17 protein-coding genes and 1 riboswitch are annotated in these 18,698 nt (G+C 63.1%); of the genes, 10 read left to right on the forward strand and 7 right to left on the reverse strand.

The window, feature by feature from the left end:
* Positions 1-27: 27 nt before the first annotated feature.
* The 3 genes from epd to GQA94_RS01305 all read right to left on the reverse strand — a co-directional run bounded on the left by epd (position 28) and on the right by GQA94_RS01305 (position 4,261).
* Positions 28-1,074, reverse strand: a complete 1,047-nt coding sequence (epd, locus tag GQA94_RS01295) for an erythrose-4-phosphate dehydrogenase (RefSeq protein ID WP_158186363.1) — start codon at positions 1,072-1,074, stop codon at positions 28-30.
* Between the two features lie 161 nt (positions 1,075-1,235).
* Positions 1,236-3,233, reverse strand: coding sequence for a transketolase (tkt, locus tag GQA94_RS01300; RefSeq protein ID WP_158186364.1), 1,998 nt, complete (start codon positions 3,231-3,233; stop codon positions 1,236-1,238).
* A gap of 107 nt (positions 3,234-3,340) precedes the next feature.
* A complete protein-coding gene (locus GQA94_RS01305; RefSeq protein WP_158189997.1) occupies positions 3,341-4,261 on the reverse strand; it encodes a LysR substrate-binding domain-containing protein in 921 nt (306 codons plus the stop codon).
* Between the two features lie 164 nt (positions 4,262-4,425).
* On the opposite strand from GQA94_RS01305, the gene GQA94_RS01310 reads away from it, so the two are divergent.
* The 4 genes from GQA94_RS01310 to metK all read left to right on the forward strand — a co-directional run bounded on the left by GQA94_RS01310 (position 4,426) and on the right by metK (position 8,205).
* Positions 4,426-5,322 (forward strand): TauD/TfdA family dioxygenase, encoded by an 897-nt coding sequence (locus GQA94_RS01310; RefSeq protein WP_158186365.1) that lies wholly within the window; start codon positions 4,426-4,428, stop codon positions 5,320-5,322.
* The gene (locus GQA94_RS01315; RefSeq protein ID WP_158186366.1) at positions 5,319-5,921 is read left to right on the forward strand and encodes a LysE family translocator; all 603 of its coding nucleotides are present in this window, start codon (positions 5,319-5,321) and stop codon (positions 5,919-5,921) included. Before GQA94_RS01310 ends, GQA94_RS01315 begins: the two co-directional genes overlap by 4 nt.
* Positions 5,922-5,998: 77 nt before the next feature.
* Complete coding sequence (locus GQA94_RS01320; protein ID WP_158186367.1) at positions 5,999-7,000, forward strand: ArsR/SmtB family transcription factor; 1,002 nt, start codon at positions 5,999-6,001, stop codon at positions 6,998-7,000.
* Positions 7,001-7,014: 14 nt separating this feature from the next.
* Positions 7,015-8,205 carry a methionine adenosyltransferase gene (metK, locus tag GQA94_RS01325; RefSeq protein ID WP_158186368.1) on the forward strand — a complete coding sequence of 397 codons (1,191 nt, stop codon included), beginning with the start codon at positions 7,015-7,017 and terminating at the stop codon, positions 8,203-8,205.
* Between the two features lie 202 nt (positions 8,206-8,407).
* Here metK and GQA94_RS01330 read toward each other — a convergent pair whose 3' ends face one another.
* A complete protein-coding gene (locus GQA94_RS01330) occupies positions 8,408-9,169 on the reverse strand; it encodes an ABC transporter permease (RefSeq protein WP_158186369.1) in 762 nt (253 codons plus the stop codon).
* Positions 9,166-10,095 (reverse strand): ABC transporter ATP-binding protein, encoded by a 930-nt coding sequence (locus GQA94_RS01335; protein WP_158186370.1) that lies wholly within the window; start codon positions 10,093-10,095, stop codon positions 9,166-9,168. Before GQA94_RS01335 ends, GQA94_RS01330 begins: the two co-directional genes overlap by 4 nt.
* Before the next feature lie 166 nt (positions 10,096-10,261).
* Between GQA94_RS01335 and GQA94_RS01340 the strand changes: the two genes are divergently transcribed.
* Genes GQA94_RS01340 through GQA94_RS01350 form a run of 3 tightly spaced genes read left to right on the forward strand, consistent with a single transcriptional unit; the run spans position 10,262 to position 13,739 of the window.
* Positions 10,262-11,590: a ferredoxin reductase family protein gene (locus GQA94_RS01340; RefSeq protein WP_158186371.1), complete on the forward strand. Its 1,329-nt coding sequence runs from the start codon at positions 10,262-10,264 to the stop codon at positions 11,588-11,590.
* A gap of 47 nt (positions 11,591-11,637) precedes the next feature.
* The gene (gene ligB, locus GQA94_RS01345; protein ID WP_158186372.1) at positions 11,638-13,308 is read left to right on the forward strand and encodes an NAD-dependent DNA ligase LigB; all 1,671 of its coding nucleotides are present in this window, start codon (positions 11,638-11,640) and stop codon (positions 13,306-13,308) included.
* 53 nt (positions 13,309-13,361) lie between these two features.
* Positions 13,362-13,739: a DUF1090 family protein gene (locus GQA94_RS01350; protein ID WP_199270084.1), complete on the forward strand. Its 378-nt coding sequence runs from the start codon at positions 13,362-13,364 to the stop codon at positions 13,737-13,739.
* 21 nt (positions 13,740-13,760) lie between these two features.
* Here the strand turns inward: GQA94_RS01350 and GQA94_RS01355 are convergent, their stop codons facing one another.
* Together GQA94_RS01355 and GQA94_RS01360 are read right to left on the reverse strand one after the other, a co-directional pair.
* The gene (locus tag GQA94_RS01355; protein WP_158186373.1) at positions 13,761-14,207 is read right to left on the reverse strand and encodes a c-type cytochrome; all 447 of its coding nucleotides are present in this window, start codon (positions 14,205-14,207) and stop codon (positions 13,761-13,763) included.
* Between the two features lie 72 nt (positions 14,208-14,279).
* The gene (locus GQA94_RS01360; protein WP_158186374.1) at positions 14,280-14,714 is read right to left on the reverse strand and encodes a hypothetical protein; all 435 of its coding nucleotides are present in this window, start codon (positions 14,712-14,714) and stop codon (positions 14,280-14,282) included.
* Between the two features lie 169 nt (positions 14,715-14,883).
* On the opposite strand from GQA94_RS01360, the gene GQA94_RS01365 reads away from it, so the two are divergent.
* The 3 genes from GQA94_RS01365 to metF all read left to right on the forward strand — a co-directional run bounded on the left by GQA94_RS01365 (position 14,884) and on the right by metF (position 18,681).
* Complete coding sequence (locus tag GQA94_RS01365) at positions 14,884-16,137, forward strand: cation:proton antiporter (protein ID WP_158186375.1); 1,254 nt, start codon at positions 14,884-14,886, stop codon at positions 16,135-16,137.
* Positions 16,138-16,229: 92 nt separating this feature from the next.
* Positions 16,230-16,321: riboswitch (S-adenosyl-L-homocysteine riboswitch) on the forward strand.
* Positions 16,322-16,344: 23 nt separating this feature from the next.
* Complete coding sequence (gene ahcY, locus GQA94_RS01370; protein WP_158186376.1) at positions 16,345-17,754, forward strand: adenosylhomocysteinase; 1,410 nt, start codon at positions 16,345-16,347, stop codon at positions 17,752-17,754.
* 75 nt (positions 17,755-17,829) lie between these two features.
* A complete protein-coding gene (gene metF, locus GQA94_RS01375; RefSeq protein ID WP_158186377.1) occupies positions 17,830-18,681 on the forward strand; it encodes a methylenetetrahydrofolate reductase [NAD(P)H] in 852 nt (283 codons plus the stop codon).
* Positions 18,682-18,698 lie beyond the last annotated feature (17 nt).

Consider the following 18,698-nt stretch of genomic DNA (forward strand, 5'->3'; position numbering starts at 1 on the left):
GAGTCGAAGCCAGCGAGGCACAGCTGGCTACGCGCGGTGGGCGACGCGCAGATAATGTTCGGCCACCTCGAGCATGCGGTTGGCGAACCCCCATTCGTTGTCGAACCAGGCCAGCAGGTTAACCAGCCGCGGGCCGGAAGCACGCGTCAGGCTGCCATCGACGATCGCCGAATGCGGGTCGTGATTGAAGTCGCAACTGGCATGGGGCAGCTCGGTGTACGCGAGCAGGCCTTTCAACGGACCGGATTGCGCGGCGTCCCGCAGGATATGGTTGATCGTCTGTGCGTCGGTATCACGGGCCATCTGCAGGGTGATATCCAGGCAGGACACGTTCACCGTCGGCACCCGCACGGCTTTGGCCTGAATCCGCCCCGAGAGTTCCGGCAACAGCCGCTCGATACCGCGAGCGAGGCCGGTCGAGACAGGAATCACTGACTGGAAGGCCGAACGCGTACGACGCAAGTCGTCGTGGTGATAGGCGTCGATCACCGGCTGGTCGTTCATCGCCGAGTGAATCGTGGTGATCGAGACGTAGTCGAGCCCGATGGCGTCGTTGAGCAGCTTGAGCAGCGGCACGCCGCAATTGGTGGTGCACGAGGCGTTCGAGACCAGGCGCTCGGTGCCGGTCAACTGCTGATGATTGATACCCATCACCACCGTCGCGTCGACATCGGTGGCGCCACTCATGGGCTGTGAAAACAGCACGCGCGGCACACCGGCATCGAGGAAGCGCTGTCCACCGGCGCGCGTGTTGTAGGCGCCGGAACATTCCAGCACCAGGTCCACGCCCAGGGCGCGCCAGTCGACCGCTTCGGGCGCCGACTGGCGCAGCACGTTCACGCAGTGACCGTTGAGGTGCAGACAGCTGCCTTCGGCGCTGACCTCTCCGGGGAAGCGGCCATGAGTGGAGTCGAAGCGGGTGAGGTATTCCAGACTGGCCATGTCGGCCAGGTCGTTGAGTGCCACGACCTCGAAATCGAATGCCGCATTGCGTTCATGAAAGGCACGCAGCACACAGCGACCGATGCGGCCGTATCCGTTCAGGGCGACGCGGTATGGAAGAGTTCGGGACATTCGCGGCTCGTCTTGGGCGAGCTGGAAGGGAAGCGGAAAGCTGGAAATGGTCCGTGCCGCCGCCACTCCAGTCCCGAGCCCTTTCAGCTGCTGTGATCCCTCAAACCTGAGCCGGGCAGCATCTACACCAGGCGTCCCGCATCAGGCTTGCAGCTTGCTTATCAGTCTTCCAGCAGCTCTTCGGCCACCGCAAGCACGTTATCGACGGTGAAGCCGAACGCCTCGAACAGTTGGCCGGCCGGAGCCGACTCACCGTAGGTGGTCATGCCGATGATGCGACCGTCGAGCCCGACGTACTTGTACCAGTAGTCGGCGTGACCCGCCTCGATGGCGATACGCGCGCCGACTTCGACCGGCAGCACGTGCTGCTTCCAGGCGGCGTCCTGCGCATCGAAGACGCTGGTGCACGGCATGGAGACGACGCGAACGTTGTGCCCCTGGGCGGTGAGCCTGTCATACGCCTGCACCGCCAGCCCAACCTCCGAACCGGTGGCGATCAGGATCAGTTCAGGCTCGCCGACGCAACTCTTGAGGATGTAGCCACCCTTGCTGATGGCCGCTTCGGTCTCGTCGTCCCGAAGATGATACGGCAGGTTCTGACGCGAGAAGATCAGCGCGCTCGGACCGTCCTTGCGCTCGAGCGCGTGCTTCCAGGCCACCGCAGACTCCACGGTATCGGCCGGGCGCCAGGTGTCCAGGTTCGGCGTGGTGCGAAGGCTGGTCAGCTGCTCGACCGGCTGGTGGGTCGGGCCGTCTTCGCCGAGGCCGATGGAATCATGCGTGAAGACATAGAGCACGCGCTGCTTCATCAATGCTGACATGCGCACCGCGTTACGTGCGTATTCCATGAACATCAGGAAGGTCGCGCCGTAGGGAATCAGGCCACCGTGCAAGGCGACACCGTTCATGATCGCGGCCATGCCGAACTCGCGGACGCCGTAATACATGTAGTTGCCCGAGGCGTCCTCGGCCACCACCGGCTTGCAACCCTTCCAGAGCGTCAGGTTGGAGCCGGCCAGGTCTGCCGAGCCGCCAAGCAGTTCCGGCAGCAGCGGGCCAAAGGCATTCAGGCAGTTCTGGCTGGCCTTGCGGCTGGCGATGGTCTCGCCCTTCTGCGCGACTTCGCGGATGAATGCCGACGCTTTTTCGGCGAAATCTGCCGGCAACTCACCGGCCATGCGGCGTGTGAACTCACTGGCCAGCCCCGGGAATTCGGCCTGGTAGGCGGCGAAACGCTGGTTCCACTGGTTCTCGGCTTCGGCGCCCTTCTCCTTGGCGTCCCATTCGGCATAGATATCGGCGGGAATTTCGAACGGGCCGTGCTTCCAGCCCAGTGCTTCACGGGTCAGGGCGATTTCCGCGTCGCCGAGCGCAGCACCGTGGGACTCTTCCTTGCCCTGCTTGTTCGGTGCGCCGAACCCGATGATGGTCTTGCAGCAGATCAGCGTCGGGCGGTCGCTCTTGCGGGCCGTTTCGAGCGCCATCTGGATCTCGTCGGCGTCATGGCCGTCGACGTTGCGGATCACTTGCCAGCCGTAGGCTTCGAAGCGGCGCGGCGTGTCGTCGGTGAACCAGCCATGGACTTCGCCGTCGATGGAGATGCCGTTGTCGTCGTAGAAACCGATCAGCTTGTTCAAGCCGAGGGTGCCAGCCAGCGAGCAGACCTCGTGCGAAATACCTTCCATCAGGCAGCCGTCGCCCATGAACACATAGGTGTTGTGATCGACGATCTCATGGCCGGGGCGGTTGAACTGCGCGGCCATGATTTTTTCCGCCAGGGCGAAGCCCACGGCATTGGCCAGCCCTTGGCCGAGCGGCCCGGTGGTGGTCTCGACGCCTGCGGTGTAGCCGAACTCGGGATGGCCCGGGGTCTTGCTGTGCAGCTGGCGGAAATTCTTCAGATCATCGATGGACAGGTCATAGCCGGTCAGGTGCAGCAGCGAATAGATCAGCATCGAGCCGTGACCGTTGGACAGCACGAAACGGTCACGGTCCGCCCATTGCGGGTTGGTCGGGCTGTGCTTGAGGTGGTCACGCCAGAGGACTTCGGCGATGTCCGCCATGCCCATCGGGGCACCCGGGTGGCCGCTGTTGGCTTTCTGCACGGCATCCATGCTGAGGGCGCGGATGGCATTGGCTCGCTCACGACGGCTGGGCATCGCTGAATCTCCTGCGGGGGTGTACTGGAAAAAGGCGGCCATTTTCCCCTACCGGGGGTGGCGGGGCAATGACTGAATATCGTGCGCCCCGCTGCTGGCGAGTCCGCTCAGTCAAGCAGCGTGACGCCACGGTTGCCGACGTCCGGCAAATGCTGCAGCAGGTAGTCCTTCATGCGCGTCAAGCTCTCGGGGGTTTCGCCGGTCGCAGGCCACACTAGGTAATAACTGTCGCCTGAACGCACCGCCTGATCGAACGGCAACGCCAGCGCGCCCTTGTGCAACTCGGCGGCGACCAGTGCGAGATCGCCGATGGACACGCCATGCCCCTGCGCCGCGGCGGAGATTCCCAGCTCCAGCGTGTCGAACAACTTGCCCCGCTGCCACGCGACGGCATCGATCAGCCCTACCCGCTGCAACCAGCGCCTCCAGTCGCGGCAATCGCGCGAGGGATGGATCAGCTCGGCAGCCGCCAACTGGGCAGCCGTCCAGCGCGTGCTGCCGAGAACGTCAGGCGCGCACACGGGCACCAGCCATTCATCGAACAGTTTCACGCGGTTCCAGTCGGCCGGAAATCCCCCATGCCCAAGCAGGATTGCACAGTCGAAGGGCTCGTTATGGAAATCGACCGCGTCAAGATCCATCCAGGCGCTGGTGAGCTGCACGCGATGCTGCGGATGGGTCAGCCGGAAGTCCTCCAGAGCCCCGAGCAACCAACGCATGGTCAGCGTCGAAGGGGCCTTCAGCCGGAGTGCGTCCTGCTGTCGGTTGACCGCGATGCAGGCGTTTTCGATGGTCCGAAAACCAACCTTGAGCTCCTGGGCCAGCATCCGCCCCGTGTCGGTCAGTGCCAGGCGAGAACCGCGCCGTTCGAACAGCTGACAGCCAAGGTTCTCCTCCAGCGTTTTCACGTGCCGGCTGACCGCGCTCTGTGTGATGCACAGGCTCTCGGCCGCCTGCGTGAACGATCCGAATCGCGCCGCCACCTCGAACGCGCGCAAGGCATACAACGGCGGTATCCGCAACGTCATGCCGTCGCGCTCCGCCATGAGTAAAACTCATTGCAGATGGACCTATTTTCCATTTTGAACCCTCCCGAACCGCACCAATACTGCGCCAGCAACCGGGCCAACAGTGCGATGGCATCGACTCACAAGAAAGGCATTCGCCTCGTATAACCGCAGGGAAGGATGACATGTCCGATCGCAACTTTGACCTACTTCTGTCCGCCAGCATCAGCCATGGTGGCCTGAGCCAGGACCAGATTGCGCAAATCCTCGACTTCAAGCTGTTCGGCAATTCAAAAGGGTTCCTGCTGCTGGAAGACAGCGAGATCGGTAATATCCCGCCGACGCCCGCCTCGCGTGCCGACCTTTGCAAGCCGGACGACCGCAGCGAACGGTTGCTGCTGCAGGCCACCGCCCTGCTTGGCGAGCCGATCGGCTACGTGCAAGAGTCGGGCGGCTGCATCGTCAACAACTTCTTTCCGCAGCAGACGCAATCACGCGCCGCCACCTCCGACAGTTTCGACACCGAGCTGGACCTGCATACCGAGAACGCCTTCCACGCGATCCAGCCGGACTATCTCCTGCTGCTTTGCCTGCGTCAGGACCCGGCGGCAGAAGCCGTCACCTACATCGCCTGCGTCGATCGCATCCTCGAGCGCCTGAGCTACGAACAGCAGGCGTTCTTCCTCAACGAACCGTACAACTTCTTCTCCGATTACGGCACGACCGAGAAGAACCAGCGCATCGATATCAACAAGCACCAGACGGTCCTGTATGGCGATCCCGATGCGCCTTTTTTTCGCTTCGACCCGCAATTCATGGTCGGCTACAGCGACCGCGCCCAGCGCTCGATCGAAACCCTGCGCAGCATTGCCTGGGAAGTCGTCGAGCCGGTGCGCCTCGGTCGTGGCGACCTGCTGATCATCGACAACCGCCGCACCGCGCATGCCCGCAGTCCCTTCACCGCCAGCTTCGATGGCAGCGACCGCTGGATGCAACGCACCTTCGCCACTTGCAACCTTCGGTTCTACACGGAAAAGCTGGGTAAACAGTCGCGCATCTTCGAACTGGTGACCGAACTATGAACGCCACCTACCTCGCCTTCGCCGCCGCCGTCGCCCTGCTGATCGCCTCCCCAGGACCGGTCGTCGCGCTGGTCATCGCCGATGCGCGCCGCAGCTGGCCTGCCTGGACCATCCTCGGCGGCGTGCTGTCGGCCCAGATCCTGCTGGTCGCCGCACTGGTCATGATCTACCTCGCGCTCGATCTGGAGCCGGTCATACTGGAATGGGGCCAGGTGGTGGGTGGCCTCTATCTGATCTGGCTCGGCGCGGATGGGTTGTGCGGGGGCAACGAGAACCAGCCGCAACTGCCACGCTCGCACGTCCACTATTTCTGGCGCGCCATGGCGGTCGGCTTGTCGAACCCCAAGGACATCCTGTTCTTTCTCGCCTTCCTGCCGGGCTTCATTCTTCCCGCTCAACCCTTTGCGCCCCAGGCAGCGGCTCTGATTGCGATCTGGGCGCTGGTCGACGTGTCGATTCTGATTACCTACAGCCTGGTGTCGCGCCACCTGTCCAGTCAGGGGCGCTTGCAGCAGGTACTCGACCTGCTGCCGAGCTTTTTCCTGCTGGCCCTCGGGCTGGTGTCGTGCGGCATGGGGATTACCAGCCTGGTGAACTGATCACGCCGCACCCAATATCAAAACTTTTTGATACAGCCATTGCTGGACGAAAAACGACCGACTAGACTGCGCGGCCTATGAGCCTGCGCATTCCCCAGATTTCCTTCGATGACAGCGATCAGCTCGCCGCCCTGTGCAAGGCCGGCGGCGATGCGCTGCGTCTGAATGTGTTGCGCGCGCTGGCCAGCGATTCGTTCGGTGTGCTCGAACTGGCGCACATTTTCGCCATCGGCCAGTCCGGCATCAGCCATCATCTGAAAGTCATGACCCAGGCGGGGCTGCTGGCGACGCGTCGCGAGGGCAACGCGATCTTCTACCGCCGCGCGCTGCCGCAGAGCGAAACCCTCGGTGGCCGGCTGCATGCCGCCTTGCTGGAAGAAGTCGACCAGTTGATCCTGCCGCTCGATGTCCAGGCGCGAATCGCGGCGGTGCACGCACAGCGCAGCGCGGCCAGCGAGGACTTTTTTGCGCGCATCGCCGGCAGCTTTCAGGCGCGTCAGGACTTGATCGCGGGATTGCCGCAATACCGCGATAGCCTGATCGCGCTGCTCGACGCGCTGAACTTCGCGCCCACCGCGACGGCGCTCGAAGTCGGCCCCGGGGACGGCAGTTTTTTGCCCGAACTGGCACATCGGTTCGCGCGGGTGGTGGCCGTCGATAACAGCCCGGCGATGCTCGAATTGGCACGCACCCGCTGCGAACACGCGGCGCTGGGCAATGTCGAGCTGAAACTCGCCGATGCATTGCAGGACGAATGTCCGACAGCCGACTGCGTCGTATTGAACATGGTTCTGCATCACCTGGCGGCGCCGGGTGAGGCGATGAAGCAACTGGCGCGGCTGGTCAAGGCGGGCGGCAGCCTGCTGCTCACCGAGCTGTGCAGCCACAACCAGAGTTGGGCCAGGGAGGCCTGCGGCGATCTATGGTTGGGCTTCGAACAGGACGATCTGGCCCGTTGGGCCGATGCCGCGGGGCTCACGCCCGGCGAGAGCCTCTACATTGGCTTGAAGAACGGTTTTCAGATCCAGGCCCGGTACTTTTCCCGGCCCGCCACTGACAGCCGACTCACCCACCGGTAATTAGGAACCGATAGATGAGCGAATATTCGATTTTCACCTCCGAGTCCGTGTCCGAAGGGCACCCGGACAAGATCGCCGATCAGATCTCCGATGCGGTGCTGGACGCCATCATCGCCGAAGACAAGCATGCCCGCGTGGCCTGTGAAACGCTGGTCAAAACCGGCGTTGCGATCGTCGCCGGCGAAGTCACCACCAGCGCCTGGGTCGATCTCGAGCAACTGGTACGCGACGTCATTATCGACATCGGTTACAACAGCTCGGACGTCGGCTTCGATGGCGCCACCTGCGGCATCATCAACATCATCGGCAAGCAATCGGTGGACATCGCCCAGGGCGTCGATCGCACCAAGCCTGAAGACCAGGGCGCCGGCGACCAGGGGCTGATGTTCGGCTATGCCAGCAACGAAACCGATGTGCTGATGCCCGCCCCGATCCGCTTCTCTCACGCACTGGTCGAGCGCCAGGCCGAGGCCCGCAAGAACGGCCTGCTGCCGTGGCTGCGGCCGGATGCCAAGAGCCAGGTCACCTGCCGTTACGAAGGCGGCAAAGTGGTTGGCATCGACGCCATCGTGCTTTCGACCCAGCACAACCCCGAGGTCAAGCATTCCGACCTGCAGGAAGCGGTGATGGAGTTGATCGTCAAGCACGTGATTCCGGCCGAACTGCTGCACAAGGACACCCAGTTCCACATCAACCCGACCGGCCAGTTCATCATCGGTGGCCCGGTGGGCGACTGCGGCCTGACCGGTCGCAAGATCATCGTCGACACCTACGGCGGCATGGCCCGCCACGGCGGTGGCGCCTTCTCCGGCAAGGACCCGTCCAAGGTCGACCGCTCGGCGGCCTATGCCGGTCGCTACGTGGCGAAGAATATCGTCGCCGCGGGCCTCGCAGAGCGTTGCGAAATCCAGGTGTCCTATGCCATCGGCGTCGCGCAGCCGACGTCGATATCGATCAACACATTCGGCACTGGCAAGCTGAGCGATGAGAAGATCGTCGCCCTGGTTCGCGAGCATTTCGACCTGCGTCCTTATGCGATCACGACCATGCTCGACCTGCTGCACCCGATGTACAAGGCCACCGCGGCCTACGGGCACTTCGGGCGCGATCCGTATGAAATGACGGTCGGTGGCGACACCTTCACCGCCTTCACCTGGGAAAAGACCGACAAGGCCGCCGCGCTGCGCGCCTCTGCCGGGCTGTAAATAGAAGCGGCACGCGCCAAGCGGCACGAAAAGCCCCGCCAGCATCCGCTGTGCGGGGCTTTTTTTCGTCGCGCAGCGGCCTGAACCCTCCAGCGTCTGGACCGGCGCGTGGTGGCTTCGTCGAAGCGCAGCGCGGGCCGCAACCGCTCCGCGGCGATATCTGCCTGTGAGCTTGCACCCCGCCGCGGCAGGGTGCGAACCGTCAGTTCTTCAACCGATAGCCGGTGCGAAATATCCACCAGATCAGCCCGATGCAGAGGGCCAGGAAACCCAGTGTCATGCCCAGGCTGACCGCGACATTTACATCGGCAACACCGTAGAAGCTCCAGCGGAAACCGCTGATGAGATACACCACCGGATTGAACAGCGTGACCTTCTGCCACAGCGGCGGCAGCATTTCGATGGAATAGAAACTGCCGCCGAGAAAGGCCAGCGGCATGACGATCAGCGAAGGGACGATCTGCAGTTTTTCCCATCCATCGGCCCAGATGCCGATGATGAAGCCGAACAGGCAGAAGGTGACCGCCGTCAGCACCAGGAACAGCACCATCACCAGCGGGTGGGCAATCTGGTAGTCGACGAACAGCCGTGCGGTGAGCAGTATCACGACGCCGAGGATGATCGATTTGGTCGCTGCCGCACCGACATAGCCAATAACGATCTCGATGTACGACACCGGGGCCGACAACACCTCATAAATGGTGCCGGAGTAGCGCGGCATGTAAATGCCGAACGAGGCGTTGGAAATGCTCTCGGTCAGCAAGGCCATCATCACCAGGCCGGGAATGATGAACGCGCCGTAAGGAATGCCGTGCATGGCCTCCATTCGAGAACCGATGGCCGAGCCAAACACCACGAAATACAGCGAAGTGGAAATCACCGGCGTGGCGATACTCTGAAGCAGCGTGCGCCAGGTGCGCGCCAGTTCGAACAGATAGATGGCGCGGATCGCGTGAACATTCATGTGCGGCTGCCTTTTACCAAGCTGACAAAGATTTCCTCAAGCGAACTCTGACTCGATTGCAGATCCTTGAAATCGATCCCATGCTCGCCGAGGCGCTTGAGCAACTCGGCGATGCCGGTGTCCTCATGCTGAGCGTCGAAGGTGAACACCAACTGGTTGCCGGAATCGACCAGCTCCAGCGGATAGCCGGCAAGCTCGGCCGGAATCGTCGCCAACGGCCGTTGCAGATGCAGCGTCAATTGCTTGGTACCGAGCTTGTGCATCAGCACCTGCTTGTCCTCCACCAGAATGATCTCGCCTTTGCTGATCACCCCGATGCGGTCGGCCATCTCCTCGGCCTCTTCGATGTAGTGAGTGGTGAGGATAATGGTGACGCCGCGCTCGCGCAGGCCCCGCACCATCTCCCACATGTCGCGGCGCAGCTCGACGTCGACACCTGCGGTCGGTTCGTCGAGGAACAGGATGCTCGGCTCGTGGGATAACGCCTTGGCGATCATCACGCGACGCTTCATGCCGCCGGAAAGCTCGATGATCCGTGCGTTCTTCTTGTCCCAGAGCGAAAGATCGCGCAGCAGCTTTTCCAGATAGGCGTCATCGGGCGCCTTGCCGAAAAGTCCACGGGAAAAGCGTACCGTGGCCCAGACGCTTTCGAAGCCCTCATTGAACAGTTCCTGCGGCACCAGGCCGATCTTCGACCGAGCCTCGCGGTAGTCACCGATGATGTCGTAACCGTCGACCAGCACCTGCCCACCGCCGGGATTGACGATGCCGCAGATGATGCTGATCAGTGTGGTCTTGCCCGCCCCGTTGGGGCCGAGCAGCGCGAAAATCTCGCCCTTGCGAATCTGCAGGTCGATGTTTTTCAACGCCGGGTGCCCCGACGCGTAGGTCTTGCTGAGTCGTTCGATGGAGATCACAGGTTGCACGGGACTGATACTCCGCAAAGATTGGCAGGCAATTGTAAGCGCAACGGCTTGGTGCGCTCATCAACCATGAGCGACCGTAGAGGAACTGACCCCGGTCATGCCGCCGCCGATCCCGCAGGCGCATGCTCGCACCGAAACGGCCAGGATTCACAAGCAGGACAATGCAATGAAACCGATCAGGTTGGCTTTCTTTACGCTATTCATCGGGCTGACGCTTGTCTGGTTGCTGGCGAACGGCTTCGATAGCAGCAACTACTCAGACTTCTGGCCACTGCGCAAAGAGATGGTTCGCTACAGCGGCATTCTCGCCATCGCCGCGATGAGCATAGCGGTGTTCCTGGCGGCCCGTCCGGTGCGGATGGAGCCCGTGTTACGCGGCCTGGACAAGAGCTATCGGCTGCACAAATGGCTGGGGGTCGCCGCCCTGGTACTGTCCGTGCTGCACTGGAGCTGGGCGCAGATTCCCAAATGGCTGGTCGGCTATGGCTGGCTGGAACGACCGGAGCGGCACGCCGCCACGCTACAGAGCGGCCTGCTTGGCTGGCTGCATGAGCAGCGCGGTCTGGCCGAGAATATCGGTGAGTGGGCGTTCTACCTGGCGCTCGTGCTGATCGTGCTCGCACTGATCAAACGGCTCCCCTACCGCTGGTTCTTCCGCACGCACCGCTGGCTGGCCCTGGTGTATCTGGCGCTCGTGGTGCATGGGGCCGTGCTGTTTCCCCCCGAGTGGTGGCCATCGATTCTCGGCGCCGCGATGGGGCTGTTATTGATCGCCGGGAGCGTCGCCGCTTGCGTCTCGCTGCTGCGTCGCATCGGGCGCAAGCGCCAGGTGATCGGTCGTATCGACGCATTGACGTACCACCACGACAACCAGGTGTTGCGCGTCGAGATCATGCTCGACGGTCCGTGGCCGGGTCACAAGGCCGGACAGTTCGCCTTCGTCACCTTCGACGCGCAAGAGGGGCCGCATCCATTCAGTCTCTCCAGCGCCTGGCGCAACGACGGCAAGCTGGCATTCTCCATCAAGGGCCTCGGTGACTACACCCGCACCCTGCCGGATGCCTTGAAGCAGGGCGATCTGGTCATGGTCGAAGGCCCGTACGGCTGCTTCGATTTTCGCGGGCGCAAAGCAGGACAGATCTGGGTGGCAGGCGGGATCGGCATTGCCCCCTTCATCGGTCGGCTGCAGGCGCTCGCCCACAACGACCAGCGCCGCGATATCGTGCTGATCTATTGCACCAGCGCGCCTGATCAGGCCTTCATCGAGCGGATACGAGCACTTGCCGCGCGCGCACGGATACGCCTGCACGTGCAGGTGTCGAGCGAGGATGGTCGACTCACGCCCGAACGCCTGCGCCAGCTCACGCCTGACTGGAAGACGCGCGATATCTGGTTCTGCGGCCCCGCCGGCTTCGGCAATGACCTGCGCGATGATCTGACCGAACGAGGCCTGGCAGCCGCGGACTTTCACCAGGAACTGTTCAACATGCGCTAGCGCTCGCCGCTGGGCTTCGCATTCCAACCGAGCAAGGACGCTCCGTCATGTCACGTCTGGCCGCACTCGCCGTGCTGTTGTGGGCACATGCCGTACAGGCCAGTTGTCCAGACTGGCCCGAAGCGCGCGCTGAGCGCGAGCTAACTGCGCTGGGCCGGCAGCTCCAGCGCTGGGACGAGGCGTACCACGTGCACGGCCAGTCGCTGGTGGACGATGAACTCTACGATCAGGTACGCAACCGCTTCCACCAGTGGCAGGCATGTTTCGCGCGCACCGCCATGCCCGGTACACAACCGCTGGCCGGCAGCGCCGGGCCCGCGCTGCATCCGGTTGTTCAGACCGGGCTCGCCAAGCTGACCGAAACCGCCGAGGTACAGGCCTGGATCGCGCCGCGCAAAGACCTGTGGGTCCAGCCGAAGGTCGATGGTGTCGCGGTCACGCTGCTCTACCGGAGCGGCCGCCTGGTACAAGCCATCAGCCGCGGCGACGGCCATCGCGGGCAGGATTGGACCGCGCGCGCCTTACAGCTGCCAGCGATTCCTCGACACCTGGCACGCGATGACGAGCTGATTCTGCAAGGCGAACTTTACTGGCGCCTCGATGGCCATATCCAGGCGGACGCAGGCAGTGCCGGCGCACGCAGCAAGATGGCCGGGGCGATGGCTCGCCAGACCCTCGACGCCCAGACCGCCGCGCAGATCGGCCTGTTCGTGTGGGACTGGCCCAATGGACCGGCGCAGATGCAGGCGCGCCTGGAGGGTCTCGCCGCCCTTGGCTTCGGTGCGAGCGTTGAGTTGACTCAGCCGATTGCTGACTTTCAGCAGGCCAGGCACTGGCGCGAACATTGGTATCGCCGGCCGCTTCCCTTCGCCAGCGATGGCGTGGTGCTGCGCCAGGGTCAACGTCCGAGCGGCGTGCGCTGGCAAGCCCAGCCGCCGCACTGGGCGGCCGCCTGGAAATACCCGCTGCGCACGACGCTGGCTGAGGTGCGGGACGTACAGTTCACGATAGGCCGAAGTGGCAGGATCACACCGCTGCTGCAACTTCAGCCAGTCCTGCTCGACGACCGCCGCATCACACGCGTCAGTCTCGGCTCGCTGGAGCGCTGGCGCTCCGAGGACATCCAGCCCGGCGATCAGGTCGCGATACGCTTGGCCGGGATGACGACACCCCAGCTCGACTCGGTGATATGGCGAGCCCGCGAGCGGCAGCAGATCGAAGCACCCAATGCTGCCGCCTACCATTGGCAAAGCTGCTGGCAGGCCGGCCCCGGCTGCGACCAGCAGTTCGTGGCGCGGCTGGTCTGGCTGAGCGGCAAGGAGGGGCTGGACCTGCCGCGCCTGGGGCCTGGAACCTGGATGGCATTGGTCGATGCCGGTGCGTTTTCCGGGCTGCTCGGCTGGCTTAATCTGGACGCTGTCCGACTCCAGCAGGTTCCGGGCATCGGCCGGATCGAGGCCGAGGCGCTAATGGCCAGTTATCGACTCGCCCGCGAGCGCTCGTTCGCCACCTGGCTGCGCGCGATCGGCCTGCCACCCAGCGGCGAGGCCGACATCGAGGCAGACTGGGACACTCTGGCCAGAAAAAGCGCAACGCAATGGCAGGCCGAACCCGGCGTCGGCGCTGTCCGAGCACACCGGTTACGGGCGTTTTTCAGGGAACCGGAAGTCACCAGCCTTCGCGAGCGACTGCACGCGGCGGGGATTGCCGGGTTCTGACGGCACTTAGCGGCCTCGCCCCAGTCAGACCTTCAACAATAAAAGGAGTGCGCATGTTCCGGCCAAGCGTTTTGATCCTCTTGACCATCGGCGCCTGCGGCTGGCAGGCCTGCATGGCTGCGCCCGAGCCCGCCGAGGCATGCGGTGAAACTCGCGAACTACTCGGCCAGCAAATCCAGGATGCGCGGCTCAAGGGTGACGACAGTCATCGGATAGGGCTGGAAGAACGCTTGGCGAGCCTTAACGAACGCTGCCGCGGCGTAGTCCCGATACAGCCGAACCACGTCCAGATAGAGCGCGCGACTCGCCTGGCCCGCGAACGGGAAGCGCAACTTCGCGAGGCACTCGGAACAGGCGATGCGCAAATGATCGAGCTGCGCAAGCGCCGCCTGGATCACGCCCGTGAGCAGCTCGAAGCCGCCAGGCGCTGATCCAGGCAACGCCTGGCGGCTTCAATAGGCGCGGAACTCCTTGTGGCAGGCTTCACAGGCGTCTTCGACCCGTTGAAAAGCCGGCGCGACGCTTTCAGCGGTCACGGGTGCCTCGGCGGTGGCCGCGACCAGCGCTGCGGTGCGTGATTCCAGCTCGCGGGCCATCTGGTTGAAGCGTTCCTGCCGCTGCCAGACCTCTTCGCGGGCATCACTCTGCGCCTCCTTGACGTCCGGGTAGTGCTGCCAAGGCTGCCGGGACAGCGCGTCCAACCTTGCCGCCCCATCGACGAAACCTTGCGAGTTGAATTCCAGACGACCGCGCAGCATGCCGCCCAGATCCTCTTTGGTGTCGAGCATCTGCTGGTAGATCGCCTTGCGCTTGCCAAGCGGTGAATCGGGGTCGATGCGGTCGCAACCGACCAGGGCAAAAATGGCGACCAGCGACAAACTCAACGGCAACAGCTTCATGACTCAACCACTCGAACATACGACGGCCAGCGATTATCCCCGCAAGGCGACATTTCACCAACAGTCACGAGACTACTGCGACCATTCACCGCCTGCGCTCTCGCAATCGATCTTGGCCTGCGCACGATCACTCGCCTGATAGTGGTAGGTCACGACTCGCGCCTCCTTGGGCACGGTGGTCGGCAAGGTGCCGTTGTCCGCCTGGGTTCCGGTGGCACGCTCGTTGGCCAGGGTCTCCGGGGTCAGAGCCGCGGTGCAGACCCCGAAATGCCCGGTCGGGCAGCTGTCACGAATTTCCCGCCGTGAGTTTTCGATCGCCTCGTTGTCCTGGCATACCCAGTCGATCGACTTGTCTTCCACGCCCTGATATTCGAAACATTTCTCCGTGACCACGGGCGGTGGAACGGCCCCCGATGTGTCGGCGCTGACGTAGCAGGAGTTGGCGGTTGCCGGCAGGCTGAACGCGGCAGACAGGGCAAGCAGAATGGAACGGAACAAGAGAGTCATGTGGCAGCTCCTGAGGTCGTGCGCCGGCGAGATTCACCGAACCTATTGGTGTGACCCCCTTGCCACAAGCCGAGTTCGGTCGCCGGGGCGCCGGCGCTTGGCCCGGCACGATCACTGCGCTGGCGGGTCCACTTTGCATCACCTGTAATGCCGCTTGTTCGGGGAACGCATGCTTGAACTCTCAGCCATCTTCATCAGCCTCACCGCACTGCTCGCCTATCTCAACTACCGATTCATAGGCCTGCCGCCGACCATCGGCGTGATGGCGACGGCGCTGGCATTCTCCCTTGCGCTGCACGGTCTGGCGATGCTGGGGCTGCCGGCATTCGAAGCACAGATCGAAACGCTGATACGGCGTATCGACTTCAACCACCTGCTGATGGACGGGATGCTGTCATTCCTGCTGTTCGCCGGCGCGCTGCACATCAACCTTGCGGACCTGCGCGCCCGGCGCTGGTCCATCGGATTGCTGGCCACCGTCGGCGTCCTGTTCTCCACCGCCGTGATCGGGTTCGGCAGCTGGTGGCTCCTCGACCTGTTCGGGCTGCAGCCTGCGCTGATCTACTGTCTGCTGTTCGGCGCGCTGATCTCACCAACCGATCCTATCGCGGTACTCGGAATCATGCGTTCGGCCGGCGCGCCGAAGGCGCTTGAAACGACAATCGTGGGCGAGTCGCTGTTCAACGACGGTGTCGCCGTAGTGGTCTTCACGGTGCTGCTGGGGGTTCTGGCACGGGGCCAGGCGCCGGGCGTCGGCGAAGCGGTCTGGCTGTTCGTCGAGGAAGCCGGTGGTGGCATCCTGCTCGGTGCAGTACTCGGCGCCCTGACGTTCGCCCTGCTCAAGAGCATCGATCAATACCAGGTTGAGGTGCTGTTGACGCTGGCGCTGGTGCTGGGGGGCTATACCCTGGCGACCTACCTGCACGTCTCCGGCCCGATCGCCATGGTGGTCGCTGGGCTGATCATCGGCAACCAGGGAAGGCGCGACGCGATGTCGGAACACACCCGCACGAACCTGGACAACTTCTGGGAGCTGCTCGATGAAATACTCAACGCCGTGCTGTTCGTGCTGATCGGCATGGAGCTGGTGCTGCTGCCGTTCAGTGCGCATTATCTGCTGATTGCTCTGTGCGTGACGCTGTTGATCCTCGCGACGCGCCTGGCCGCGGTCGGTCCGCCCGCGTTGCTGCTGCGCAGGCTGGGCCGCGCACTGCCCAACGGCACGGTACGTATCCTGACCTGGGGCGGGCTACGGGGCGGCATCTCGGTGGCGCTGGTCCTGGCGCTTCCAGCCAGTGAAGAGCGCAACCTGCTGCTCAATATCACCTACCTGGTCGTGCTGTTCTCGATACTGGTTCAGGGCCTGACCATCGGTCGGCTGGTACGTCGGATCTGCACCCATGACAGCCGTGCCGGTCACTGATCAAGGCGCTGCGCCGGGCTTGGGATTGCGAGCGGTCACGGCTATAATCGTCCAGCTTCACACCGCCGACACCGTTCGGCCGTGCCCGCCACCTGTCCGAGGGGCGCTGCAGCAGGACTCCTTCCGGGAGCCTGTCAGGCTCGGATGGGGCGTTAACCATACGCATCAACGGCGCCCATTCGCACAAAACGAATGGAGAACTCTTCAATGAGCGCTGTCATGACGCCTGCTGGTTTTAACGATTTCAAGGTCGCCGACATTTCCCTGGCCGACTGGGGTCGTCGCGAGATCATCATCGCCGAATCGGAAATGCCCGCCCTGATGGGCCTGCGTCACAAGTACGCCAGCGAGCAGCCGCTCAAAGGGGCGAAAATCCTGGGCTGCATCCACATGACCATCCAGACCGCCGTGCTGATCGAGACGCTGACTGCGCTCGGCGCCGAAGTACGCTGGTCCAGTTGCAACATCTTCTCCACCCAGGACCAGGCCGCCGCCGCCATCGCCGCCGCCGGCATTCCGGTGTTCGCCTGGAAAGGCGAGACCGAGGAAGAATACGAGTGGTGCATCGAGCAGACCATTCTCAAGGATGGCCAGCCCTGGGATGCGAACATGATCCTGGACGATGGCGGCGACCTGACCCAGATTATTCATGACAAGTATCCGCAGGTGCTCGAGCGCGTTCACGGCGTAACCGAGGAGACCACCACTGGCGTGCATCGCCTGCAGGACATGCTGAAGAAAGGCACCCTGAAAATCCCGGCGATCAACGTCAACGACTCGGTCACCAAGAGCAAGAACGACAACAAGTACGGCTGCCGCCACAGCCTCAACGACGCCATCAAGCGCGCCACCGACCATTTGCTGTCAGGCAAGCAGGCACTGGTCATCGGCTATGGTGACGTAGGCAAGGGCTCGGCCCAGTCGCTGCGTCAGGAAGGCATGATCGTCAAGGTTTCGGAGGTCGACCCGATCTGCGCCATGCAGGCCTGCATGGACGGTTTCGAGCTGGTTTCCCCCTACAAGGATGGTCTCAACGACGGCACCGATGCCAGCATCGATACCGCGCTGCTGGGCAAGATCGACCTGATCGTCACCACCACCGGCAACGCCAACGTCTGCGATGCGGGCATGCTCAAGGCGCTCAAGAAGCGCGCTGTCGTCTGCAATATCGGCCACTTCGATAACGAGATCGACACGGCCTTCATGCGCAAGAACTGGGCCTGGGAAGAGGTCAAGCCGCAGGTGCACAAGATTCACCGCACCGGTGCCGGCAGCTTCGATGCGCAGAACGACGATTACCTGATTCTGCTCGCCGAAGGGCGTCTGGTTAATCTGGGCAACGCCACCGGCCACCCGAGCCGGATCATGGACGGCTCCTTCGCCAATCAGGTGCTCGCGCAGATGCATCTGTTCAACGGCAAGTTCGCAGACCTGCCGGTCATCGAGAAGACCAAGAACGTCACCGTCATGGTTCTGCCGAAGAAGCTCGACGAAGAGGTGGCAGCCGAGATGGTCAAGGGCTTCGGTGGAGTCCTCACCCGCCTGACGCCAACCCAGGCCGAATACATCGGCGTCACGGTCGAAGGCCCGTTCAAGCCCGACACCTATCGGTACTAATCGCTGGTGGCTGAACGCGCGACGTCGATCCGGCTTCGCGCTTCATTCTGCAGGCTTCAAGCTTGGTAAAAACAAATGACGTCTTCGAATACCCCGTCCATCAGCTTCGAGTTCTTCCCCACCAAGACCGATGCCGGGCATGAAAAACTCATGGCCACCGCCCGCCGGCTGGCCGAATACAAGCCGGATTTCTTCTCCTGCACCTATGGTGCTGGCGGATCGACCCGCGACCGCACGCTGAACACGGTGCTGCAACTGGATGGCGATGTGAAGGTGCCGACCGCACCCCACCTGTCTTGCGTCGGCGACAACAAGCAAGAGCTGCGCGAGTTGCTCAACCTGTACAAGGACGCCGGGATCAAGCGCATCGTCGCCCTGCGCGGCGACCTGCCGTCGGGCATGGGAATGGCCAGCGGCGAGCTGCGCTATGCCAACGAACTGGTCGAATTCATTCGCGCCGAGACGGGCAGCCATTTTCATATCGAGATCGCTGCCTATCCGGAAATGCACCCGCAGGCGCGAAACTTCGAGACCGACCTGGCCAACTTCGTCCGCAAGGCGAAAGCCGGTGCCGACAGCGCCATCACCCAGTACTTCTTCAACGCCGACTGCTATTTCTATTTTGTCGAGCGTGTGCGCAAGCTGGGCGTCGAAACGCCGATCGTTCCGGGCATCATGCCGATCACCAACTACAGCAAGCTGGCGCGCTTCTCGGACGCCTGCGGTGCGGAAATCCCGAGATGGGTCCGCAAGCAACTGGAGTCCTACGGCGACGATCTGGACAGCATCCAGGCCTTCGGCGAGCAGGTGATCAGCGAAATGTGCGAAAAGCTGCTGGCTGGCGGCGCGCCGGGCTTGCACTTCTACACGTTGAACCAGGCCGAACCCAGCCTGGCGATCTGGGACAACCTCAAGCTGGTGCGCTGATCCATCGATCCAGCTCT

Source organism: Stutzerimonas stutzeri, from assembly GCF_009789555.1.
Classification (GTDB): Bacteria; Pseudomonadota; Gammaproteobacteria; order Pseudomonadales; family Pseudomonadaceae; genus Stutzerimonas; species Stutzerimonas stutzeri_R.